Origin of the sequence: Chroococcidiopsis sp. CCALA 051, assembly GCF_003015105.1 — a bacterium.
GTDB classification, from domain to species: Bacteria; Cyanobacteriota; Cyanobacteriia; order Cyanobacteriales; family Chroococcidiopsidaceae; genus Chroococcidiopsis; species Chroococcidiopsis thermalis.
Genome location: NZ_PYCI01000105.1, coordinates 1 through 24,219, shown reverse-complemented (window position 1 = coordinate 24,219; position 24,219 = coordinate 1). Strand labels below are relative to the sequence as shown.

Below are 24,219 nucleotides of genomic sequence, written 5' to 3'. Positions count from 1 at the left end.
CATTACCCATTACCCATTACCCATTACCCATTACCCATTACCCATTACCCATTACCCATTACCCATTACCCATTACCCATTACCATCACTGCTGACTTTTGACTTTTGACTTCCGATTGATTTGCTTGGGGTCGCTAAATTAGAGTAAAGTAAACAAATGTAAAAAAACGCGACTTAATTATAATAATTCTTACGACAGTAGCGATTTTGAGACTCCGATCTACAACTTATAATTGCCCATGCAGCGTTCATTTTGGCGAAGAATCCCGGTTTTAGTAACAACATTTTTTCTGGCAGGGTTGGTTTGGATGATGCAGCCATCAGCAGCCCTAGCTTATGACAATCCAGAACTGCTACCCGATCGCCCTACCCCGGTCATTGACCTAGCAAAGACTTTTACCGATATTCAGGAAGAACAACTCGTAGCAGATTTAGATAAGTTTGCCGCTGATACTGGCTGGAAACTGAGAGTTTTAACTCAATACGATCGCACTCCTGGTAGAGCAGTAATTAACTTTTGGGGTTTAGATGACAAAAGTATTCTTCTAGTTGCCGACTCTCGCGGTGGTAACATTCTCAGTTTTAGCGTTGGCGACGCAGTTTACGAACTTCTCCCCCGCACGTTTTGGATCGAACTACAAACCCGCTTTGGTAATTTGTACTACGTGCGAGAACATGGGGAAGACCGCGCCATTCTTGGAGCTTTAGAATCCGTTGAAGGCTGTTTAGTCAAAGGCGGTTGTAACGTCGTTCCAGGTCTACCAAGAGAACAGTGGATTCTCACCCTAATCACATCAACACTGGGAGGCGTAATTTGTGGTTTTGCCGCTCAACCCCGTCGTCCAGGACAAGCTCTAGCTTGGCAGTGGGCTTTGATTTTCTCGCCGTTGTGGGGCATATTATTCATTGCTTTCGGTATTGGACCAGTTGTCACGCGCACTACAGAATGGCTACCTCTGATCCGCAATATCTCAGGCTTTCTGATTGGAGCGCTCGTAGCATATCTCACATCGATATTTGGGCGTTCTTCTGCTTCGGAAACGTAATGGGTAATGGGTAATGGGTAGTTGGTTATTATTCTCCCTTGTCCCCCTTGTCCTCCTTGTCCCCTTGTCCCCCTTGTCCCCCTTGTCCCTGCTCCCTGCTCCCTGATAACTGTTAAACTGGTCTCTGTCCCTAGCTCCCAGCCTTTCTCTATGGAATGGCAGATGATTGATGCCCAAAATCTGGCGATCGTCGATCGCGAGGTTGGCGATTATGACTTTTCTCCCGCAGAATACGAGATCGTCCGCCGTGTCATTTATGCGACTGCCGATTTTGAGTATAAGAATTTAATTCATTTCTCACAAACGGCAATGCAATCGGGAGCAGCGGCGATCGCTGCTCGCTGTACGATTGTGGTGGATGTACCGACAATCCAAGTGGGCATTTTACCCCAGATTCAAAACACTTTTGCCAATCCCCTTTATTGCAGCTTAGACGCGATCGCTCGTCCGCAAAAAGATAAGACTGCTACAGCTTGGGGAATCGAAAACCTCGCTCAGCGCTATCCCGAAGCAGTTTTTGCGATCGGTCAAGACCAAAGTGCATTAGCCACTTTAATAGATTTAATTGCCGCTAGCGCAATCAAACCAGCTTTGGTAATTGCCACGCCTGCGGGATTTGTCGATGTGGATGCGACCAAAAAACGCTTGCAGGAATTTGCCGTACCCCAAATTTGGACGGAGGGTTCCAAGGGTGGTGCTACTGTAGCCACCGCAATTTTGGACGGATTGCTAGAACTGGCTTGGCTGGCTTACACCTCCCTAGAAGAGAGCTGAGGCGAAGCTCCCTCAGCTCTCTTCCTTCTACCATTCCCGATCTTGTCTCGGTAGCTGAGGTGGTTCTTTTCTTTGAGGAGGACGGCGCGGAGTACGAGGTGATTCTTCTTCGGATTCTAAGCGATCGCGACGGATGCGGTTGCTGACTTCCACAAAGACATCTCGTTGCAAGAATGGATAGTCACTCACCCAAATATCGCGGCTGGGGATGTAAATATCGGTCACTTTGGTAATATTGCTCAAATCAGCGCGATTTGACAGTACGATCATTTCCGCCACTTGACGACGGGCAATCCCTTTGTGACTGCGGCGCAGTGGCACTTGTACCTGGATGGAAAAACCAGTTTCATCTCCAACTTCGACATTTAGACGGCGCTCTAAGTTATCAACATAGACTAGTTCGCCTTTATTGTTAACTGTTTCTTCTCTCCCAATTAGCTCTTCTGAAATGTAAACATCCAAAATGCGGCCGCGAAAGAAACCACTGTATTTGTATTTGCGGTACTGTGCGTTACGCAAACTCGCCCACAGTACGGGACCCCACAGCCAATAAAAACCGCCAACCACCCCAAAGGGAAGTAGCAAACCCCCAAATCCCTCACCCAACAGCCATCGCAACAACAACACGACGACAACAGCGACAACAGAAGCTAACAATCGGCGCAAAAAGTCAGAAAATTTTCCCCAAACGTAGCGATATTGATCGCCCGTAGCAATACGAGGAATGAGTTGTTCAAACTTCTGGCGCGTGAGTGGGACGAGCATGAGGCACTGGGGAGTAGGGTTTTGTTGACAGTTAACCGTTAACGGTTAACTGTCAACTCTTTACAATATTTTTTCTAACCCATAAACAAGGGATTTGAGTTGGACGACTTTACGGATCGCTAGCAACACTCCTGGCATGTAGCAGGCGCGATCGCTCGTGTCGTGGCGCAAAGTATAAATTTGACCCGCTGAGCCAAAAATGACTTCTTGATGGGCGATTAACCCTGGTAGGCGGACGCTATGAATGCGAATACCTTCTGCTGCGACGCTACCTCTCGCACCTGGTAATTTTTCTGTTTCTTCTACCTGGGGTGGGTTAAAAGTTTTCCCCAACTCAGCTAACATCTGCGCGGTTTGCAATGCCGTACCGCTGGGTGCATCAGCTTTTTGGTTGTGGTGCAGTTCGATAATTTCGACGTGATCGAAATATTGAGAGGCTTGAACCGCTGCTTGTTGTAACAAAACCATCCCAATTGAGAAGTTGGGAATCATCAAACATCCAGTACTGGCTTTGTCAGCAAATTCAGCCAAATCCTGAATCTGTGCGGGACTTAAACCTGTCGTACCGACGACTGGACGCACTCCATAGGCGATCGCCGAGCGGATATTGTCATACACTGTACTCGGATGGGTAAAGTCTACCATCACCCCAATTTGCCTTTCTTGCCCCGCCATCGCCAGCATTGGTTCTAATTGGTCGGTAATTGGAACTTCCAATGGTTCTGGTAAACCTGCTAGTTCTCCTGCATCTTTACCTTGATGCTCTGGGTTGCGATCGATCGCCCCTAGTAAGGTCAGATCGGTAGCTTGGGAAACTGCTTTGACAACTTCGCGTCCCATTTTGCCCGCAGCACCATTGATGACTACTGGGATTGGATATTGGCTGTTCATTGCTTCGTCGATCTCAGTCTTATCAAGGGCATTTTAGACTAATTAAGGATAGCAACGTCTGATATATACTGGAGTGCTTCCCTTTGACACAGAGCTTTTCTTTTGAAATATTAGCTATTGTAACCTAAATAAACCTTGAGAATTCCTTTATAGTAGGGTGGGCAATGCCCACCTTACGTTTGAAATTCTAAATTTTACCGTGCAATTGTTTTTATCTAACAATATTAATGCTTTATGGCGAAGTATCGTAAATTCAATTTTAAATGGCTGCGCTTACTATTTATAATTATTTTGTGTGTAGGAATAGCTTTTCGAGTTACAAATATCGATAAAAAAGTTTATTGGCACGACGAAGCTTATACTTCTTTAAGAATTGCTGGCTACACGATGAAAGAATTCTCTCAAGGAGCATACGCTCATCGAGACAGCAGTATTAAATACTTGCAAACGTTTCAACGTTTCAAACCTGGAAGCCAATTAAAAGATACAATTCATTCTCTTGCTATAGAAGACTCTCAACATCCACCTTTGTATTATGTTTTGTTGAGATTTTGGGTAAAATTGTTTGGCAATAGTATTACGATAATTAGAAGTTTAAGCATTTTATTTAGCTTCTTAGTATTTCCTTGTTTGTATTGGTTGTGTCTAGAATTGTTCCAATCGTCTCTCATAGCATGGATGGCGATCGCGCTTTTAGCAGTCTCTCCGGTGCATGTTTTATTTGCTCAAGAAGCAAGACAATACGCTTTATGGACGGTGACAATTCTAGGATCGAGTGCCGCTTTACTCAGGGCAATCCGATTGAATCAAACAAGGATTTGGATTGTATATGCCTTCGCTTTAGCAACTAGTTTTTATACTTTTTTCTTGTCTGGATTAGTAGCTGTCGGTCATGGAGTTTACGTTTTCATAATTGAAAAATTTAGGTTGAGCAAAAGAGCGATCGCTTATCTTCTCTCCTCGGGTTTGAGCTTATTACTTTTTACCCCTTGGATATTGAGCTTAATTCAGAACTATTCCATGTTTCAGATGACGACGGGATGGACAAATAATGCTTTACCCGCAGACATTTTTAGTCGTCGCTGGCTACTCAATATCGGTCATGTGTTTTTCGATCTGGGTTTGGAAAAAGATCCAGAATTTTTGATTGTCTACTTCCTAGTATTACTTCTAATAGTTTATGCATTTTATTTCACAATACGTCACGCACCTTTGAGGATTTGGCTATTTATTATTACCTTAATGGCTGCAACCACGCTACCACTACTGATACCAGATATCATTAAAGGTGGACAAAGATCGATCGTGCCTCGTTATTTGTTTCCTGGTTATTTAAGTATTCAGCTAGCTGTTGCTTACTTATTGAGTCAAAAAATTAGTCAATCGAGATTATTGTCTCGCAGAATTTGGCAAGCGATCGCAACTTTACTCATTTTGGCTGGAATCATATCTTGCACGCTGAGTTCCCAAGCTAATACCTGGTGGATTAAAGAAATTAGTTATAGTAATCCTCAAGTAGCTAGCTTTCTCAATAGAGCAAATAATCCTCTCATAGTTTCTACTAACGGTTGCATCAACAATGGTAATTTACTTTCCCTGAGCTACTTATTAGAACCAAAAGTTCGATTAAGATTAGTTGATATCGCTCCTTTAAAAGAGATACCACAAAATTCTGGCGATATCTTTATTTATGGAGATTGTACAGAACCAGTGCGCGATAGTCTTATTAAGAACAAATACAAAATAGAACCAATTCTACCTTACTTATGGCAACTCAAGTCAGGGGAAGGGAATTGAATCTAGAGAGGTAAGGAAAAGTCCCCCTCAATCCCCCTTAAAAAGGGGGAGACAAGATTGTACTTACTTAATCTCCCTTAAAAAGGGGGAGACAGAATCGTTCTTAGCCCCTTTTTTCAACAAAAAAGACAGAATCGTTCTTAGCCCCCCAATTCATCGGGGGTTGGGGGGATCGAATCAAAACCTACGAAGTATTTTAACGCTCTCCAAGTCTAACTAAAGTTAAATTCACTCATTTATGGCATTCGCTCAAAACTCCTACTCAAGAGAGAAGATATGCGATCGCCTCCTACGGCAAGATCGATCCGAAAACTAAAATTAAAACAAAGCAATTAAGGAGCGCTTATTGTTAGCAACCTTAGCAATTGTGTTTCTAAAAGTTTTTACTCTAAAGAAACGCTAATTTTAGTAATCAAAATCATTGGAGGATTCAAATGAAGCAAGTAGTTGATAAGTTGAAGCACATGGGCTTGCGTCGAATCGTTACCGTATTTTTAGCAACGATTTTATTTGTCGCACTGCCAGCATTCCAAGCAAACGCTGTAGAATCTGCAACGGGAGAATACAACCCTGTCACTCCTGATACTGTCAAGCGCATTCAAGAAAAAGCTGAAGATTTGGGAGATGCGCCAGGTAGAAGAATAGGTGATACCGGGCTAGAAAATATCAAGACGCTGCCCAAAAAGATTCCTGAAGTCCTCAACCTCAAAGCCAAGCAAACTAAAGTAACATTTGACACTAACGAGCCGAACAAAAAAGCAGCTATGGATGAGGCTCAAGCAGAAGTTGAGAACAAACGCTAGAGATTGCTATCTTGGGTTGCGTTTTTAAAAAGAGAACACGGTGCGGAGAGTACCAGTAATAATTGTGCCATTATCTGCTTGATTGCTAGGGTTGGCGATCGCTTGAACTAAAGGAGCGATCGCTAGATTTTCATTTAGGGGAAAGTTATAGTAGGCTTCAAAGTTTGTTTGAGTCGCATCCCCTACAGCATTTTCCACAAAAGGCTGACCTGCCGCAATTCCCGCTACAGCGCCAGGTAGTAGTAAATTGCGCAACGATATCCCCACCATCCAGTAAGACGGTTCGAGATCTCCAAAAATAGTATTGTCATAGCTACCGTAGCCATAACGCCCAAAAACTCCAAGTTGGCGCGATAAATTGAGTTCGACATTCGCTCCCAATACATCGAAATGGCGATCGAACGTATTTCCACCACTGTACTGCAAGCGTAGAGTAAAACCTGGGTTAGGAGAGTATTCTAACTCAACCGTCCCCTGATAAGGATTGCCAAATAAACCGCGATCTCCACCCTCATCTGGGTAGAGTAGCCTTGTTAAAGCCGATACACCTTCAACCTCATCGCGACTGCCAGAATTTTCAGCGTCTGCCGCAAGATACATTGCCCGTAATGTAAAAAACTCGTTCGCTTGCCAGTTAACAACCGCCCCAGCACCTTGCTCGTCAATCGGAAAGAGAAGGTAGTTGTTAACCAGTGCTTGAGTCGAAAAATCAACAAAACTGCGATTAGCATAACGATTGCGATCGAGATAATCTGTAGGTGCGATCGCAGTCCCTAAAACAATTTGGAGATTTTTAGCGGCGCTAAAGCTGTAGTAAAGCCGACCCAGCCCCAATTCTCCATTTCGAGATGATCTGGTCGAGAAATCAAGTCCGCTGCCGAAATTAGGTTCTAATACTCCGGCTGCATTATCGCGGTTGCCGTTACTACCAGTATCCAAACGAATTTTGAGTAAGTCAGTACCAGAAAAACTCGTATCAAAATCTAACTGAGTCCTGTAAAATAACGTAGTAACAGGATTATTATCGGCAATTTCCGTACCTGTAGGGTCGCGAAGGGAATCGCCGCCAAAGCCACCCCCATTAATTGCAAAGATAACTTGACCTGCAAGTTTAGTCGTTGTGGAAAACTCATGTGCTTGGAGTACGGCGCTTCGAGCTTCCAGGGAATCTAAACGGCTTTGTAAAGCTTTTAATTCCGCAGTATACTCTTGCAGAAGTTTTTCGAGAGTTGCTAAATCATCTTGAGTTGCTTGTACTGGCTTACCATTAGCGATCGCTCCCTCCAATTGCCGTACCACCGCACTCAAAGCCGCCGCAAATTCGTAACGACTCAAAGCACGATTGCCGAGAAATTTCCCATTCGGATAGCCTGTAACTATTCCATAGCGCGAGATTAAAGATTGCAACGCTCGACTTGCCCAGTCATCGGGTTGCACGTCGGATAATTGGGAAACTTGGGAAGTTGGGAGAATTCGGAATTCGGAATTAATTTTGAATTTTGAATTTTGACTTTTAACTTTTATCAACGTTTGGGCTTGTAGTGGAGTTATCTGAGCTAGAAAGCACAGAATGCTAATACCACTGACTAGGAGGGGGTAAAATTTGCCCATTTTTTAACGAAAGTGTTTGAAAGTGACTGTTTATATGATTTACGAGCGCAACATACGACAAATCTCTGAATGAGTCACAGTTTTTTACTTCTATTTGCGATGATACAGTCTATTTGTACGCACGCTAAACTTTTTTAATTAGGATGAATTTTTGTGAAACAGCCGCTTAGGATGGACATAACTGAGAAGCCGCATCCTGAAGACATAGAATTTATTTTGCAACAACTGCTGGCATTTAATCGCGATCGCGCAGGTGAGGGACATTTCCAGCAGTTAGCTATCTTTTTACGAAATGAAGGCGATCGTCTGGCTGGCGGGTTGATTGGTTCGACTTATTGGCAGTGGTTGTATATCGATATTTTATGGATAGATGAAACTTGGCGCGGACAAGGATACGGTCATGCTTTGCTAGAGGCTGCCTCAAAAAAGAAATTCATTTGTAGGGTAGGCAACGCTCACCTTACAAAAAAAACTAATCTACAGGCAGCTGGTTCACGCCATACAGCCAAGCAATGAGTAAAGGTGTCAGAAATGTCAAAATTAAATTTAGTGGCGCTCCTACCTTGGTAAAATCGAGGAATTTGTAGCCGCCAGGACCGTAAACCATCGTATTCGTCTGATAACCAATTGGTGTGAGGTAGCTGTTAGAAGCAGCAAATGTCACGACAAACATAAAAGCAAACGGATTGAGACTCAAGGTTTCTGCTACATTAGCCGCAACTGGAAGCATCAGCACCACGGCAGCATTGTTAGATAGAATCTCTGTGAGTACGGTTGTGGCAATGTAAAAGCAGACTAGTAACCAAAAACCAGAGAATTGACCGCCGAGCGATGCTAAACCACCCGCTAACCACTTGGTTGCACCTGAATTATCCATCGCCGTACCGAGGGGAATGAGTCCGGCTAGTAGGAAGATAATATCCCAACGTACCGACCGATAGATCTCTCTTGGCTTTAACACTCCAGTCGCTACCATTAAGACAACTCCTGCCAAGGAACTGACTAAAATTGGTATCCACTCAAAAGCAGCAGTAATAACTACACCTAAGCCAATCGCGATCGCGATCGCGGCTTTGTCTCGGCGCAGCGTTTCCACCTCTCGCGGTTCTACCACTAGTAAATCTGCACTATTTTGCAGTCCGATAAAACTATCTCTTGCACCTTGTAATAGTAAGACATCGCCAAATTGCAATCTGACTTTACCCAAGCGATCGCGAATGATTTCCTCATTGCGTCGAATTGCCAGTACTGTGAGGTTGTAACGCTGGTGAAACTGTAACTCTTTGAGCGTAGAGCCAATCAAACTAGAGTTGGAAATTATCAAAGCTTCAGAAATAGCTCGATTTTCCGAACTTAACTCAGATGTTGGGAATTCTTGCTGAAATTCGATTTCTGGTAAGATTTCAATCCCCCGCTCATCTCTAATTTTGAGTACGTCGCTGCGATTACCGCGCACGATCATAATATCGCCACCCGCTAGCACTTTATCTGCTACAGGTTTGGTATAACGGCGACTGTTGTGAAAGAGTTCCACTACGTCAATATCGAATCGCTGCTCGATCTGGCTAGAACGTAAAGTTTGTCCGATTAAATTGGAGCGTGGCGCGACAACAACTTCACTAAAGTAATCTTTTAATCCGTAGTTGGCGATCGCCGGAGTCGCAGCTGGCTTTTTTCGGTCTGGTAGTAGCTTAGGTGCGGCGAAGGCAAGATAGACTAAGCCAATCGCAAATGTAATTAATCCTACTGGGGTAAATTGGAATAAACTAAATTCTCCATATCCCAACTTTTTTGACAAACTGCTGGCGACAACATTTGTCGAAGTGCCAATAACTGTAATCATTCCGCCTAGAACCGTAGCGTAGGACAGCGGTATGAGCAGTTTGGAGACAGAAATATTCCGCTTTCTACTCCATTCCTCCACAATTGGGATAAAAACGGCAACTACTGCTGTATTGTTGAGGAAAGCGGTAATCGGACCAACGATCGCCCCTAAAACAAAAATCTGCCGTGTCGGATTTTTCCCCCCTCGCCGCAGTAGAAAATCGCTGACAATTTGAATTGCACCTGTGCGTTCGATCCCACCACTGAGGATGAACATTGCTAATACCGTAATGGTTGCAGAGTTACTAAAGCCAGCTATCCCCTCTTCTGGGGTGATTAATCCCAGTAGCATGAGTACAACTGCTGTCGCGATCGCGGTAATATCTACAGGGAGCCATTCAAAAATGAAGAAAACTATGGCTAGTCCCAGAACACCAAGGGTAAGAGCAATATCCATACACAATAAAATCGCCCGATATACCGTAATTTAAAGCAGCTTTCCTATCGTACTATATTCCGATCGACAAATCGTTGCTTCCAAAACAGATTTTTTGTATTCTTCTACGCCATATTGGTGGCATGGGAGTCATCTACTACGTCTTCAGCATTCCGTTAGAATCGTTAAACGCCGTTATTGTCGAGTAAGACTTTACATGAAGACTGTACGGGTGAGAGCGCCGGAACTACCTCAAAATCAGCCTTGGCTAAATACCGACAAGCCGCTATCGCTTCAACAACTCAGAGGTAGAATTGTCATTCTCGATTTTTGGACTTATTGCTGTATCAACTGCTTGCACGTTCTGCCAGATTTGAAATATTTAGAACAGAAGTATAAGGACAGCCTCACGGTTATTGGCGTTCACTCGGCTAAATTCGATAACGAAAAAGAAGTCGAGAATATTCGTCAAGCCATCCTGCGGTATGACATCGAGCATCCAGTTTTAGTTGACACTGGCTTTCAGGTGTGGCAACAATATGCAGTGCGTGCGTGGCCTACGCTAATGATAATTGACCCAGAAGGGTACGTCATTAGCTCTGCTGCGGGGGAAGGAAATCGGGCAGTTTTAGATGAATTAATTGCCAAACTAATTCAAGAGTATCGAGATAAAGGTGCGATCGCATCTCAAGAACTCAGTCTAATTTTAGAAAAACAACGACAACCCTTAACTACACCCATAGCATTTCCTGGTAAAGTATTGGCGACTGCCACTGGATTATTCATCGCTGATTCAGGACATCACCGCATTATTTGGAGTACCCTCGATGGAGAAATTCTCCACGTCATAGGTACGGGAAAACCTGGGTTAACCGATGGAGACTTTACCCAAGCGCAATTTTTTGCCCCCCAAGGCATGGTATTGGATGATGAAAACCAGTTACTCTACCTAGCCGATACCGAAAATCACGCGATTCGCCGCATCAACTTACAGTTACAGCGTGTAGAAACCATCGCCGGAACCGGAGAACAAAGTCGTAATATCCGTCCTTATGGTGGGATTGGTCAAAAAACAGCTTTAAATTCCCCTTGGGATTTGACGATGCTGAAGAATTATCTCTTCATTGCGATGGCGGGAAATCATCAAATCTGGCAAATGGATTTAGAAAAAGGCATATTGCAAACTTACGCAGGTACAGGTGCTGAAGCGTGTTTGGATGGTTTAGTCGCAGATTCGGCTTTTGCGCAACCGAGTGGAATTACCACTGATGGTAGAGAATTATACGTTGCTGACAGTGAAGGTAGTTCCATTCGCGGTATTGGCTTAATGCTCGATCCTCAAGTACGGACAATCTGCGGGAGTGGCGAATTATTCGGTTTTGGCGATGTCGATGGAACTGGTGCTGACGTGCGACTCCAGCATTGTTTAGGGGTAGAATCTGCGCAAAATTTCTTGTGGGTAGCCGATACTTACAATCACAAAATTAAATTAGTCAGTCCTCATAGCGGTAATTGCCAAACTATATTGGGAGGGGTAGCGGGTTTACACGATGCTCAAGGTCAAAATAGCTGCTTTAACGAGCCTTCTGGACTGAGTATTTTTGGTGCTTACTTGTACGTCGCCGATACGAATAACCATGCGATTAAGCGGGTAGCATTAGATACATTGACCGTAAATACAATGGAATTTTCAGGTTTATGCGCGCCTGATGTTTGTATTCCGTAGCGTCAATAAATCTAGCTACAATGGCTTGGCAGATGTTTGCTAATCGACAACGCTTTCTGCTACGCAACGCATGAACCAACAGCTTAACAATGCTTTTACCCTGTTCCTCAGCTTGCTTGTCGAGGCAATGCCGTTTTTGCTGCTGGGGGTGTTATTCTCTGGGATACTGTTGCTATTTGTAGACGAACGCAAGTTAATTGCGAAACTACCCAAAAACCCCCTGTTAGGTGCTTTGGTTGGTAGCATGGTAGGATTTTTATTTCCCGTGTGCGAGTGCGGTAACGTCCCCGTGGCAAGACGAATGTTGATGCAGGGAGTGCCTACACCCGTAGCAATTGGCTTTTTATTAGCAGCACCAACGATCAACCCGATTGTCATTTGGGCAACATGGACGGCATTTCGCGATCAACCAGAAATTGTCGTTTTACGAGTCGTATTTTCATTAGCGATCGCCACTATTATCGGTTGGGTATTCAGCGTTCAAAAAGATCTGCGTCCCCTATTACAACCAGCTTTAGCAGCAGCTTGGCAACCAAAACAGCAGCCGCAAAAAGATAAGAAGAAAACCTCATCCGACTTATTACAATCGGGTACATTTTGGCTATCAGGAACGGGAGATCCAATTAGGTTAGATGCATCTGTGTTACAGGCAAATTTAGCAGCAGCCACGCCAATTAAACCATTATCAGAACGCTTACGGTTGTTATTAGATAACACCATTCAAGAACTACGCGAACTCGGTTCTGTTTTAGTCATTGGCAGCGCGATCGCGGCATTAATTCAAGTTTTTGTTCCCCGCGAGGTCATTTTAAATCTTGGTGGTGGCGAAATTACCTCTATCCTCACCATGATGCTCTTAGCAGCAGTTGTATCAATTTGTTCTACAGTAGATTCATTCTTTGCCCTATCCTTTGCCTCCACTTTTACCAGCGGTTCGTTACTAGCCTTTTTAATCTTTGGACCCACGATCGACCTCAAAGGCATTGGTCTAATGCTATCAATCTTTAAACCCCGGGCAATTATTTATCTGTTTGCCTTAGTTGCTCAATTAACATTTTTATTTACTCTATTTGTTAATTTATATGTTATTTAAATACGTAGTGCGTGACCAACTACCAACTACCAACTACCAATTACTACTACATGAATCAAAAGTCTAAAATTTACAATTGGTTAGAAGTATTTGCGATCGCTGCTTGGGGCAGTTTGATGCTGAAATACTGGCTGACTGGTAAGCTAAATTTATTAATTCACCCCGATTATTTTTGGTTGGTTATTGCTGGGGGAATTGGATTTTTAAGTGTAGCAGGTTTAAAAGCTTGGCAGCTCCTGCGTCAACGCCGCATATTGCCAGTGCGTCATATCAGTTTGCTTCCGCCTGGTTTTAGCAGTATTTTGCTATTGGTAACTGCGATCGCCGGGTTGATTTTCACTCCCCGCGTTTTTGCCAGCCAAACCGCCATGCAAAGGGGGGTGACAGACTTTCTCGCTGCTACCCGTTCCCAACCCCAAGCCTTTCACGGTTCTGTCAAACCAGAGGAGCGATCGCTGTTAGATTGGGTGCGGACGCTGAATGTTTATCCCGAACCTGATGCATATACAGGTCAAAAAGTCAAGGTGCAAGGATTTGCGATCCATCCGCCGGAATTTCCACCTAATTACTTGCTCCTTTCGCGGTTTGTCATTACCTGCTGCGCCGCTGATGCGTATCCGGTAGGGTTGCCAGTTAAATTGACGGAAGATCGTCAGGCTTATCCGCCCGATACTTGGCTGGAGGTGGAAGGACAAATGATCACCGAAACTTTAAAAGATAAACGCCAATTAACTATTCAAGCCAATGCTGCCCCCAAGAAAATTCCCGAACCCCAAAATCCTTATGAATATTAGGATCTGTAGGGGCGCAATGAATATTAGGATTTGTAGGGGCGCACAGCTGTGCGCCCCTACGAATGTATTGCATCTGTACTAGAATCACTGCGATCGGGACTACGGGTTAAGAAAGGAACGTCAACGACTTCGCCTGTAGCTTCTCCAACTTTAACTTGTAAACCAACACCACCAGCTTTAGTACGGATGTAACCCAGTCCAAAGCTACCCTTATCAGTATCGGTATAGCTAGTGAGGATACCTACTTTTTCCTCACCTACAGTAATAATGCTACCTGGCGCGGCTGGAGCGTTAAGGCGAATTCCCCATAGGTGTTGTTTGACTCCCTTATAAGTATTCAGACGCGCAATTGTTTCTTGACCGATATAGCAACCTTTATTGAAAGAAATAGTTTGCCACAAGCCTGCTTCTAAGGGATTGTAATCTTCAGTCAGTTCTTTATCGGGGACGGGGCGACCTTGTTCGATCCGCAATTGTTCCCAAACGCGATCGCCTAGAGGGACTGCACCAGTTTCTACGAGGTGATTCCAAACGATCGCCGCTTTGTCTGCTGGCACAATTAGGGTATACCCAGGTATGGCTAAACCACTCCCAACCGCTACCCGAATTTCTACATCTTGGAGTTGAACGAGCTGGTGGTTAGCATATGCTTGACCGATAATCGAACTTAAGTCCAGTTGTGCCAAAATTTCATCGCTTTTAGTGCCAAGCAGACTGAAAATAGCAGTTTCGCCAGTTACATCTTCTAGTTGGACGCGATCGGCAAAAAAGATATAGCGATCGAGCCAATCTATCAAATACTGACGGCGATTAGGAGAAACGATCAGCAGTACTGCGTCTTCAGTCACGTATGCCGTTGCTAAGTCGATCGTGCGGGCAGTGGAAGAGACAAAAACCGTATCGCAGCCTTGCCCTGGTTTTAAAATTTGAAAATCGTTGGTACTTTGGTTGTGTAAAAAGCGAATGCGGTCTTCATCAGTAACGCGGATAATACCCCAGTGGGAGCGATCGCAGATTGCTACCCCTTCCCTTACTGCTTGCATGGCTGCTACATCGTTAGCAAAACTCACCGGAATTTTGTCTCCGGCAATTTCTTCAAAAACCGCTCCTGCTGCCGCTTGAACTACCTGTAACTTTTCTTTCATCATATTTTTATGTAATGGGTAATGGGGAAATCAAAAGTTAAAAGTTAAAAGTCAAAATTCACTACTCATTACTCACTACTTAATACTCGCTCCTCACCCCTGACTCCTCACTCCTCACTAAATCTTCGGTAAACTACTAAAGACTTGTTCGACTGCTGCACCTGCTTTAGTATCTAAACGCTGCCAGTCTACCTCGCCAGTTTCATCAATCAAGCTAGTGTCAATTTCTACCGAACTATGACTGGATGTCAAGTCTGCATTGTATTGCTGAAAGCAAACCTGATAGCACAGTTCCCACAGATCGAAATTATACTGTTGGTCTTGGTTTTGTAGAGATAACTGATATCCTGGCTGGGGAGTCGGAAGGTTGGCGATCGCCTGTTCTATTTCTGCCGTGCGTTCTGGAGAAGCGCCATCTAACTCTTGCAATAGCAAGATCACCCTAGTTTTCATTTCCTCTGTCGTGTCTGGAGACCAGATTAATACGTTCTCGTAAGTCCCCTGCCATGCTGATTCATCTAAATGCTTGCGAATGTGGTCGATGATGCGAATGAACGCAGGTTGCATTAAGAGTTCTGCCTGTTGCCATGCAACTGGATCGGTAATTCTCGGTGGCATGGGTATTCTCCCGCGATGTGGAATAGATATCAACGCGATGCGATCGCGCTGCCGATTCCTTCATGCTACCGTAAGCACCAGCAGAATTAATGCGAGGGGACGTGGAGCGATCGCCATTGGGTGTCAAATCTGAGCAGTAGGTTAAACAAAGCTTGAGTGGTTTCTAATAGTAACATTGAAAGTGGCACTAGTAAGAAGAGCCAATTAAATAAACTCAAAATTACAAAAATACTAATACATACTATGCGCAGATAAATATTAATGTGACTTAAAAAGCTTTTATAGTTAAATACAAAATTATAGAGCGAGTATCTCAGTTTTAAAGCTTCTACTATTCCCGTGAGAGCCTGTTCTTGTTCGGGGTCGAGTCGCAACGATTCGCGAAAACATCGTTCAGCCAAATCTCTATTCCGACAATATAAATATACCCAACCTTTAATCGCATAAGCAGCTGAATTTTCGGGTTCCTGAAAGATTGCTGCATCCAATGTAGTTTGTGCTTCTTGATAGCGGCGTAGGCGTAGTAAAGCCATAGCACGAAGATTGAGACACAACACATGCTCGGCATCCAAGCTCAACCCCTGTTCCGCACTGGATAATGCGCGATCGCGATCGCCTTGTGCCAATTGAATGACTGACAATAAGGCAAAATAATCGGCAATTTCTGGTTCTAACCGAATCGCTTCTTGGACTACTTTTTTGGCTGACTTAAGTTGCTTTTGAATATAGAGAATCTTAGCTAAATTATAATGAGTATCAGATAAATCAGGAGCCAAATATACTGCTTGCTTTGCTGCTTGAGCTGCCTCTCGATCTCGATTCGTTTCTATTAAGCATATACTTAACAAAGTATGGGCAAAAGAACTATTTGGATCGGTCGCTAATTGGCGCTCAATTTCTATTGTTGCTAATTTGTAGCGCGATTGCTCGATTAAAATTAATGCTTTATCTAAATTTACAAACATAAAAATTATTGCCGTTACATATATCCGGTAGGGCGCGTTGATTAACGCATCCTACTACAAATTTTAGCTAATCTTTAGAAAGATTAAACTTAAAATAGCTTGTTTTTATCTTTTATTTGTTGTAAATAATTCAAAATGTCGTCATAAATTCCATTTTCATTAGCATAAGTAGCATAGTTTCGAGCAGTAGCAAACCATTCCGTAACAGAAGGATGAATTAATTCGACTGCGGCTAGGAAATCCCTAGTTGTTAAAGGTTTAGGTATACCTTGCTTAATTGCTAACTGTAGCTTTCTGTCTACAGCTAAATCTACAACTGCCTTTAAATCTGCTCCAGAAAAGTTGACAGTTTTTTTACTTAAATAATCGTAGTCAATATCTTCAATTGGCTTATGACGGCAGAGAATACGCAAAATATGTGTTCTTGCGTGGCGATCGGGTGGTGGAACAAACATAATGCGATCGAAGCGTCCTGGTCTGCGAAAGGCTGAATCTAAATGCCAGGGAGCGTTAGTAGCAGCTAAAATCAAAATGCCATCATTAGGACTTTCTACACCATCTAATTCGGCAAGAAACTGATTGACAATTTGGCGACCGCTACTATATCGCATATCAGTGCGTTTGGCTGCTAGAGCATCGACTTCATCGAAAAAAAGCACGCAAGGCTTAGATCGTCGTGCCTGCTCAAACAATTCGTGTAAGTTCTTTTCACTACTCCCCAGCCACATATCCAAGACATCATTGATACCTATAGATAAAAATCTTGCTTTAATTTCTCCAGCTGTAGCTCTGGCTAAATAAGTTTTACCACAACCAGGGGGACCATACATTAATACTCCTCCCCCAATTCGTTGACCGTAAGCTTGATAAATTTCTGGATGCGCTAATGGATGAACAATTTTTAGTCGAATTTCTTCCTTAATGGCATCCATACCACCAACGTCTTGAAAAGTAATTGATGGTTGTTCTATGGGTGCTTCAACCGCAGTACTAACATCTAATTCGTACTCCGGTATTTTGTATTCTGAAGATTTAGATTCTGGCGATTTGTACTCTAAAATAGAAATTTTTTCAGTGGCTACACCAGCATTACCAAGCCGCTCCGCTAAGATAGGATCGTTCATTTCTGGATCGAGTGCAATAGCTATATGGAAATGTACGGATGCATTGGTAGCATCGCCAGCGTGGAGTAGCAAACGAGCGTAGAATAAATGCACGATGGCTGGAGGTTCAGAGCTTTTCAGCAGCCGTTCGACCAGCACCATTGCTTGTGAATTTTTGCCTTGGTGATAAAAAGCAGAAGCCAAATTGAATTGTAGAAAATGGTTTTCAGGCATTAATGACAGAGCAAGGCGATACTCTTGTTCTGCCTCCTCAAATTGCCCTAATTCCATCAGAATCTCCGCTAAATGTTGACGGAGTGGCAGATTATCGGGCGAAACAAGTAAGGCTGCACGCAAAGCCCGCAGCGTATCTTCACTACTAGTCATAAATGCTTCTAATTCGTCTCTAATATAAGATGCCCATATCGAACTAGAAATATTACATTGTGGGTAATGGGTTGTTGGTAGTTGGTAGTTGGTGGGAAAGTGGTCGCAGTGCGTGTTGATGCGGTTGTGGGGTGTGGGGTGTGGGGTGTAGTGAGTAGTGCGTGAATTTTGACTTTTGACCAAAACAATTCGCAATTCGCAATTAAAAGAGTACAGGCTCCGACTGAAATCGAAGATTTCAGTGGTATAAGAGTCAGTAGTGGGGACTGCGACCTACTGACCGTAATTCCGAATTCCGAATTCCGAATTCCGAATTCTAGTTGACTTATTCATTACCAATAGCCGGACGATGCTGGCTCCAGAATTTATCGACTTCGAGTTGAGCGGCGATCGCAATAATGGTAGCTTCATCTGTAGGACGACCGACGATTTGAATGCCGATAGGTAAACCGTTAGGCGCAAAACCAGTAGGAATAGCGATCGCAGGTAGTCCGCTAGCATTAAAAGGCGGGCAGGGAGCGACCCAATTAATGATTTTTTGTAGTGTCTCTTCCGGGCTTAATGCTGCCCACTCGCCGACTCGAATGGGTGGATGCATGTATGTAGGTAAGATTAGCGCATCTACTGAGTCGAAAAATGCCACAATCTGTCTAGCAATAACTTGTACCTGCGCGACAGCACGGAGATAATCCCCCGCCGATCCCGATTGTTCGAGCAACCACTGATTCATTGGTTGCAAGATTTCTTTTGGTAGTCCAGCATAAGCTACGCCTGCTTGCCACACAGCAGTAAATGGCTCGATTAATCCCGTAAAGTCAGGACAGCCTTCTTCTATTTGATGCCCCATTGCTTCCAATAGCCTCACCGTACCCAAAACCGCTTGTTGACAGACTGGATCTGCCGTGCCAATTTGGGGTAGCGAGTTGGTAAAAGCAATGCGCAGGCGAGCGGGCGATCGCATCGTAGCAGCCAAGAAAGAGGAATTTGGTGCTGGCAACCAATACGGATCTCCCGTCACGTATCCCGACATTACGTCGAGTAAGGCAGCAGCATCGGAGACAGTACGGGCAATAGGACCGTTTGCGGCGACACCACTTAATTGATCTCCCAATGGTGCATAGGAGACCCGTCCCCGTGCTGGTTTGATGCCTACTAAACCACAACAGAAGGCGGGACCGCGAATCGAGCCACCTGCATCAGAACCTTGGGCGATCGCGCACAATCCTGCGGCTACAGCCGCCGCCGACCCACCACTAGAACCTCCTGGTGTATATTCTGGATTCCAAGGATTGCAGGCGGGAGGAAATCCTGTCGGTTCGGCATAGGGAAAAGAACCCAATTCAGAAGTGGCGGTTTTTCCCAAAATGATAAACCCAGCTTGTTTGACTTTTGTTACCACTGCATCATCGTAAGTCGCGACGCGATCGCGCAGTGCTGGACTGCCATAACTACAAGGGACATCAGCCACGGGATTCATATCTTTAATGGCGATCGGTACGCCAAAAAAAGACGGTAACTCAGCCGGATCTTGAGTGCCAGCTAGCATTTCTGTCTGAGTTTGTGCCTGGGCGATCGCCATTTCTGCCATCACCGTAAAATAGCAACCTAACTGCGGATTGAATTGTTCAATTCGTTCTAAATAAAGCTGCACTAACTCCAGTGGCGAAACTTCCTTATGTCGAATTAGCCGTGCTTGTTCTAGAGCAGGAGCAAATGCTAGATCGATTGAATTCATGATTCTACAGTTTTGATTTTTGTGTTTCGGTTGCTATAGCTATTCTCAGTCGAATGAGGTACATAGATCTGTAAGGGCGCACAACTGTGCGCCCCTACGCATGTATTACGCCTACATGGGAAACACTATATTTTTAGCTTGCCTATCCTCCAGTAGGTTCGAGACGAATCAAATGCCCGTTGTTATCGTCCGTCAAGACATACAGCAGTCCCTCGGGACTTTGGCGCACGTCGCGCACGCGCTGACCGATCTCGATCGCCTGCTGGTTGACCACATTACCCTGAGCATCTAAGTCAATGTGCCGCACATCTTGGGAAACGAGTCCACCTGCGAATAAATCGCCTTGCCATTGCGGGAATTTGCCCCCACTATAGAATGCTAGACCCGAAGGTGCTATTGCTGGTGTCCATACCAGTTTGGGATCTACCATACCAGGGCGCGATCGCTCTTTAGTGATTTCTTCTCCGCTATATTCGCGGCTATACGTGACGATCGGCCAACCATGATTTCCGCCTGCTTGCACGAGATTGGCTTCATCACCACCCTGCGAACCGTGTTCTGTTGCCCATACACGGTTATTCGCTGGATCGAAGCTCAAGCCTTGAATGTTGCGATGTCCGTAGCTCCAGATTGCAGGCTCAGTATCAGTAGATTTCACAAAGGGGTTATCTTGTGGGATCGAACCGTCATCGTTGAGCCGCACAATTTTACCTAGACGACTGCGGCGGTTTTGCGCTTGTTGGCGAATCGGTTCGCCGTTGAGTTGAATTGGCGGGTTGCCACCATCACCGATCGCCAATAGCATAGTACTGTCAGGCAGCCAGACGATGCGCGAACCGAAGTGTTGCAGACCAGACTTAGTTGGGGAAACCTCAAAAATAACTTGCAGATTGCTCAAGCTTTTCCCGTCAAATGTAGCGCGGGCGAGGCGGGTGCGGTTTGCCTGCTCTGTGCCGTGGGAATATGTTAGATAGACTAAGCGATTTTCAGCAAAGCGCGGATGAACTGAGATCTCCATCAAACCAGCTTGTCCGCCCGTAAGGACTTCGGGAACTCCTGCAATCGGTGTTGGATCGAGCTTCCCGTCCCGCATAATTCGCAATTGTCCCGATCGCTCGGTGATTAACATCGCTCCATCTGGTAGCCATGCAAGGCTCCACGGATGGTCTAAGCCTTCTGCTACAGTTGTTTTTTGAATGCCCCGAGCAACAGCAACATTCTCACTGTCAGATACGTTAAGATTGCTCGATGATAAATTGGGCGATGTCGTTTGTGCAGTCGTAGAGGCGTTAGGTTGTTGTGTCACAGAACAACTTGCAATGGTTAATAGGGCGATCGCGCTGCCTACTCCCTTGATCCAACCATAAGTTTTTGCTTTCATATTGGTTTCGCTGTAATCGTTTTTTATCTCTAAAGTGATATATAAATGTGACAGAAAAATGTCGCTCGTGACGAATCTCTTTGTTCCTATTTTCCCAAAGCTAAAACAGCATTCTGTCCGCCAAAGCCAAAACTCAAACAGAGTGCGTGCCTGAGTGCTGCTTTTCGCGACGTGACGATTAGATCGAGATCGAATTGGGGCGATCGCAGTCCCGTACATGGCGGTAATATCTGATGATGTAATGCCATCAAACAAAATGCTGCACCAATTGCTCCCGAAGCTCCCAGAGTATGCCCCGTGGCTCCTTTTGTAGAACTTATGGGAACTTTATGAGGAAACAAATATTGAATTATTTGGGCTTCGCGCTTGTCGTTCAGCTGAGTCGCCGTACCGTGTGCGTGAATGTAATCAATGTCTTGTGGTGTGAGATTGCCGCGCTCCAAACATTGTTTGATTGCGGCGATCGCGCTTTTCCCCGTTGGTTCTGGCTGAGCAGCATGAGAAGCATCGTTTGTCAAGCTAAAACCTAGAACGCGACCGTAAATTTTTGCCGCACGCTGCTGGGCTGCTCGTGCTGATTCCAGTACTAGTACAGATGCGCCTTCCCCCAACACCAATCCTTCTCTATGGCGATCGAATGGATAAGCGCCAGTAGTTGCCAACGCGCCCATCTGCCCAAATCCAGCCAAAGTTAAGGGGGTAATCGGCGCTTCCACTGCACCAACGATTACCCGGTGACATTGCCCAGTTTTGATTAATAAACTCCCTTGAGCGATCGCCCAAATCCCCGTCGCACATGCTGCCATTGGGGACGATACTATACCTGTTGCCCCAATTTGTCTTGCTGCTACTGTGGCAATCGCATTTGGCAGAGTTTCTGAGAATTCGGGAGTGGGTAGGGACGGGTTTCTAAACCCGCCCGTACGGGAGTCGGGAGTTGAAGCAACTTTTGACTTTTGACTTTCAACTTTTGACTTTATCAGCTCTTCCCAAACTGCTTGTTGGCTGCGGCTAGAACCGATGACTACCCCGCAGTCTGGTAAAGGTGATTCTAAGCCTGAATCTTTTAGAGCAGCTGCTACTGCTAATTGAGTTAACTCGATCGCATGTGTCGGCTGCTCGTCAATCAGTGCTAGAGGTCGAGCCGCTAGTTCTGGGAAAGGCTGCTGTAAGCTAATGCCGATGCGATCGAGTATTAAGTTTTCCCAGCTAGTTTCTAAGCTTTTTCCCAAGCTGGAAATGAGACTAATACCTGTGACAACAACTTCCACGCTTTGGGGTGAGGGTTAAGAGTAGGCGCACGGCGTGCGCCCAGAGATTAATTATTTGCCACCGTTTTTCAGCTTGTCACTGCCTTCAGTCACCTTAGCAGAGTCAATGCGATCGCCTTGTTGAATTTTGTCTACCACGTCCATACCGCTAGTCACTTTACCAAAGACGGCGTAATCCCCATCGAGAAAACTCAAATCGGCAAGGGCGAAATAGAACTGAGAAGAGGCGGAATCTGGCTGTTGCGATCGCGCCATAGCGACAGCCCCTCTAAGATGCTGTAAAACTGGTTGTTTTCTGACTCCCGCACTTTTCAGCGTCCGACTGTAGATCGGATCTGTTGCCCCTGTGGGCTTAATTTCTAAAGGAATCTGACGTTCTGTTCCTGTATTTGGATCGATAAAACCGCCAGTTCCTAGACGCTGAGGTGAAAAATTGGGGTTTTTGCTTTGCGGGTCTCCTCCTTGCACCACAAAAGGTTGTTCTGGTGGTCTGCTCTGGGGACCGATGACTCGATGAAACACGAGTCCATCATAGACACCCCGTTGTACTAGATCGACAAAATTTCCTGCCGTTAGAGGGGCATTCTTACCATCTACCTCGATAGTAATTGGTTGCCCCTTCACCGTCATCACAACTGTCGCCGTTCCTTCTAGAGTTGGTAAATTCTTCATTTGAACGCTACTTGTTTGAATTGCAGGTACAGGTGTGGTTTCAGCTGCCGTATTATCGGGGGAAGCAGAATTCGCCACTTGGTTAGGCGTACATCCTGCCAAACATAACCCACCAATAATGAAAACTAAAACCAACCACTGCTGAACTTTTAACTGCATTTGCCTCTGCGATCGCTATAGGTAAAAAAATTCAAAAGGTTAAATCGTCCTTCCGAACGCTTTACCAGGGTACATCCGGTTTCCCCAGGCAAATTCTGAATTTTTAATTAAATTACTTGATGAAATTACAGTCCTTCTAGCGGCACAGCTAAAAATCGAGCCAATTCTGCTCCATCGTTCTCTAGCTTTGTAATAGATAAGGGTTGACCTACTCGCGTCAAGGGAATATTTCGTCTTCCTTTGACTCGTAGATAAAGTTCTCGACGGGGATTCAAGCCTTCTTTAATCTCTAAACGCACAGCTTGAATATCTTGTATGGGGGCTTTAATTTCAATGCGGCGGTTTTTCCCAGGAAATCCCCACCGAAAAATGTGAAATTCACCCTTCTCCTTGTCAAACTCATTGTAGCCGCCGCCTACGTCCAGCAAAATCATGCCCCACAGATACAGCGCTAGCAGCAGACCTGCCACTCCATAAAATCCAATCGCTATCCCTTGGGGAATGAAAACGAGCTGGGTCGGCTCGGCAAATGGAATTAAATTAATTTGCAAGTAACTAGAAAGTCCAGCCAAGAAAAAGCCTATCCCACCGATGGAAACGACTGTAGCCCACCAGTAATTGCTGAATCGTCGGGAACCTAAAACTTTTTGATTCAAGCAGCTGGAGGTACTATTTTTATTTGCTTTAGCTTCCGAATCGCCGGAATTGGTGGTTGTTGATGCCGTCATGTCACTACCCTGCTCAGTTAAACTACTGAAGGCGGTTTTCCACTCTTATTATTCACACAGTAAGTTGCCTGGTTCAACTGCGAACAATCTGAGAGAACTGCAAAAACTTGTGTCAAATTGTAAAAATTCTCATATTTGATTAGACTATAATCTAACACTAAACACTCAATCCGCTTTTGTGGATTGGGCTTGAGGTGCGGTCACTGCGATCGATTAAGAAACATTAATCAGCCGTGCTGTCAAGTTGCTGCTTTTCGCGGCAACACTGACATGGCATTCTAGTGAGAAAGGCGTTAGTTACTACAACGATTTTCTTGCCTGCGGAGTTGGATCTAAACCATCTCCTAGTCAACAAAAAGTTAATTCCTCAAAAAGCGTTGCAATTTTTAGTAAACCCAGAGGATTTTAAATGACAATTGCAGTAGGACGCGCACCGAGTCAAAGAGGATGGTTTGACGTTCTCGACGACTGGCTCAAGCGCGATCGATTCGTATT

At 44.8% G+C, this 24,219-nt stretch carries 21 protein-coding genes; 8 read left to right on the top strand and 13 right to left on the bottom strand.

Going from position 1 to position 24,219, the window contains the following annotated elements; translation table 11 throughout:
* Positions 1–239: 239 nt before the first annotated feature.
* Together C7Y66_RS21865 and C7Y66_RS21860 are read left to right on the top strand one after the other, a co-directional pair.
* Positions 240–1,046 (top strand): TPM domain-containing protein, encoded by an 807-nt coding sequence (locus C7Y66_RS21865; protein ID WP_106547208.1) that lies wholly within the window; start codon positions 240–242, stop codon positions 1,044–1,046.
* A gap of 150 nt (positions 1,047–1,196) precedes the next feature.
* Positions 1,197–1,820, top strand: coding sequence for a precorrin-8X methylmutase (locus C7Y66_RS21860; RefSeq protein WP_106547207.1), 624 nt, complete (start codon positions 1,197–1,199; stop codon positions 1,818–1,820).
* 27 nt (positions 1,821–1,847) lie between these two features.
* On the opposite strand, the gene C7Y66_RS21855 is transcribed toward C7Y66_RS21860, so the two are convergent.
* Positions 1,848–2,585 (bottom strand): hypothetical protein, encoded by a 738-nt coding sequence (locus tag C7Y66_RS21855; protein WP_015153307.1) that lies wholly within the window; start codon positions 2,583–2,585, stop codon positions 1,848–1,850.
* 60 nt (positions 2,586–2,645) lie between these two features.
* Positions 2,646–3,476: a 4-hydroxy-tetrahydrodipicolinate reductase gene (gene dapB / locus C7Y66_RS21850; protein WP_106216250.1), complete on the bottom strand. Its 831-nt coding sequence runs from the start codon at positions 3,474–3,476 to the stop codon at positions 2,646–2,648.
* A 234-nt stretch (positions 3,477–3,710) separates the two neighbouring features.
* On the opposite strand from dapB, the gene C7Y66_RS21845 reads away from it, so the two are divergent.
* Together C7Y66_RS21845 and C7Y66_RS21840 are read left to right on the top strand one after the other, a co-directional pair.
* Complete coding sequence (locus C7Y66_RS21845) at positions 3,711–5,273, top strand: glycosyltransferase family 39 protein (protein ID WP_106547206.1); 1,563 nt, start codon at positions 3,711–3,713, stop codon at positions 5,271–5,273.
* 434 nt (positions 5,274–5,707) lie between these two features.
* Entirely contained in the window at positions 5,708–6,076 is a 369-nt protein-coding gene (locus C7Y66_RS21840; protein WP_015153304.1) for a hypothetical protein, read from the top strand.
* A gap of 24 nt (positions 6,077–6,100) precedes the next feature.
* Here C7Y66_RS21840 and C7Y66_RS21835 read toward each other — a convergent pair whose 3' ends face one another.
* Positions 6,101–7,687: an iron uptake porin gene (locus tag C7Y66_RS21835; RefSeq protein WP_106547205.1), complete on the bottom strand. Its 1,587-nt coding sequence runs from the start codon at positions 7,685–7,687 to the stop codon at positions 6,101–6,103.
* 153 nt (positions 7,688–7,840) lie between these two features.
* On the opposite strand from C7Y66_RS21835, the gene C7Y66_RS21830 reads away from it, so the two are divergent.
* A complete protein-coding gene (locus tag C7Y66_RS21830) occupies positions 7,841–8,203 on the top strand; it encodes a GNAT family N-acetyltransferase (protein ID WP_146149840.1) in 363 nt (120 codons plus the stop codon).
* Here C7Y66_RS21830 and C7Y66_RS21825 read toward each other — a convergent pair.
* Positions 8,160–9,974: an SLC13 family permease gene (locus C7Y66_RS21825; protein ID WP_106547203.1), complete on the bottom strand. Its 1,815-nt coding sequence runs from the start codon at positions 9,972–9,974 to the stop codon at positions 8,160–8,162. The genes C7Y66_RS21830 and C7Y66_RS21825 overlap by 44 nt on opposite strands.
* A gap of 190 nt (positions 9,975–10,164) precedes the next feature.
* Between C7Y66_RS21825 and C7Y66_RS21820 the strand changes: the two genes are divergently transcribed.
* The 3 genes from C7Y66_RS21820 to C7Y66_RS21810 all read left to right on the top strand — a co-directional run bounded on the left by C7Y66_RS21820 (position 10,165) and on the right by C7Y66_RS21810 (position 13,560).
* Positions 10,165–11,673 (top strand): thioredoxin-like domain-containing protein, encoded by a 1,509-nt coding sequence (locus C7Y66_RS21820; RefSeq protein ID WP_106547202.1) that lies wholly within the window; start codon positions 10,165–10,167, stop codon positions 11,671–11,673.
* Positions 11,674–11,743: 70 nt separating this feature from the next.
* Positions 11,744–12,766 carry a permease gene (locus C7Y66_RS21815; protein WP_106547201.1) on the top strand — a complete coding sequence of 341 codons (1,023 nt, stop codon included), beginning with the start codon at positions 11,744–11,746 and terminating at the stop codon, positions 12,764–12,766.
* 50 nt (positions 12,767–12,816) lie between these two features.
* Positions 12,817–13,560 carry a TIGR03943 family protein gene (locus C7Y66_RS21810; protein WP_106547200.1) on the top strand — a complete coding sequence of 248 codons (744 nt, stop codon included), beginning with the start codon at positions 12,817–12,819 and terminating at the stop codon, positions 13,558–13,560.
* 56 nt (positions 13,561–13,616) lie between these two features.
* Here C7Y66_RS21810 and C7Y66_RS21805 read toward each other — a convergent pair whose 3' ends face one another.
* The 9 genes from C7Y66_RS21805 to C7Y66_RS21765 form a co-directional block, all read right to left on the bottom strand.
* Positions 13,617–14,705 (bottom strand): folate-binding protein YgfZ, encoded by a 1,089-nt coding sequence (locus tag C7Y66_RS21805; protein WP_370143952.1) that lies wholly within the window; start codon positions 14,703–14,705, stop codon positions 13,617–13,619.
* A 117-nt stretch (positions 14,706–14,822) separates the two neighbouring features.
* The gene (locus C7Y66_RS21800) at positions 14,823–15,323 is read right to left on the bottom strand and encodes a hypothetical protein (protein ID WP_106547198.1); all 501 of its coding nucleotides are present in this window, start codon (positions 15,321–15,323) and stop codon (positions 14,823–14,825) included.
* Positions 15,324–15,409: 86 nt separating this feature from the next.
* Positions 15,410–16,288, bottom strand: a complete 879-nt coding sequence (locus tag C7Y66_RS21795; protein ID WP_106547197.1) for a tetratricopeptide repeat protein — start codon at positions 16,286–16,288, stop codon at positions 15,410–15,412.
* A gap of 89 nt (positions 16,289–16,377) precedes the next feature.
* The gene (locus C7Y66_RS21790; RefSeq protein ID WP_106547196.1) at positions 16,378–17,778 is read right to left on the bottom strand and encodes an AAA family ATPase; all 1,401 of its coding nucleotides are present in this window, start codon (positions 17,776–17,778) and stop codon (positions 16,378–16,380) included.
* Positions 17,779–18,103: 325 nt separating this feature from the next.
* On the bottom strand, positions 18,104–19,513 hold the full coding sequence (locus C7Y66_RS21785) for an amidase (RefSeq protein ID WP_106547195.1): 1,410 nt from the start codon (positions 19,511–19,513) through the stop codon (positions 18,104–18,106).
* Between the two features lie 142 nt (positions 19,514–19,655).
* Positions 19,656–20,894 carry a PQQ-dependent sugar dehydrogenase gene (locus tag C7Y66_RS21780; protein ID WP_106547194.1) on the bottom strand — a complete coding sequence of 413 codons (1,239 nt, stop codon included), beginning with the start codon at positions 20,892–20,894 and terminating at the stop codon, positions 19,656–19,658.
* Positions 20,895–20,980: 86 nt separating this feature from the next.
* On the bottom strand, positions 20,981–22,165 hold the full coding sequence (locus C7Y66_RS21775; RefSeq protein ID WP_106547193.1) for a beta-ketoacyl-ACP synthase: 1,185 nt from the start codon (positions 22,163–22,165) through the stop codon (positions 20,981–20,983).
* 51 nt (positions 22,166–22,216) lie between these two features.
* A complete protein-coding gene (locus C7Y66_RS21770; RefSeq protein ID WP_106547192.1) occupies positions 22,217–22,996 on the bottom strand; it encodes a peptidylprolyl isomerase in 780 nt (259 codons plus the stop codon).
* A gap of 125 nt (positions 22,997–23,121) precedes the next feature.
* A complete protein-coding gene (locus C7Y66_RS21765; protein WP_015153288.1) occupies positions 23,122–23,724 on the bottom strand; it encodes a photosystem I assembly protein Ycf4 in 603 nt (200 codons plus the stop codon).
* Positions 23,725–24,219: the final 495 nt, after the last annotated feature.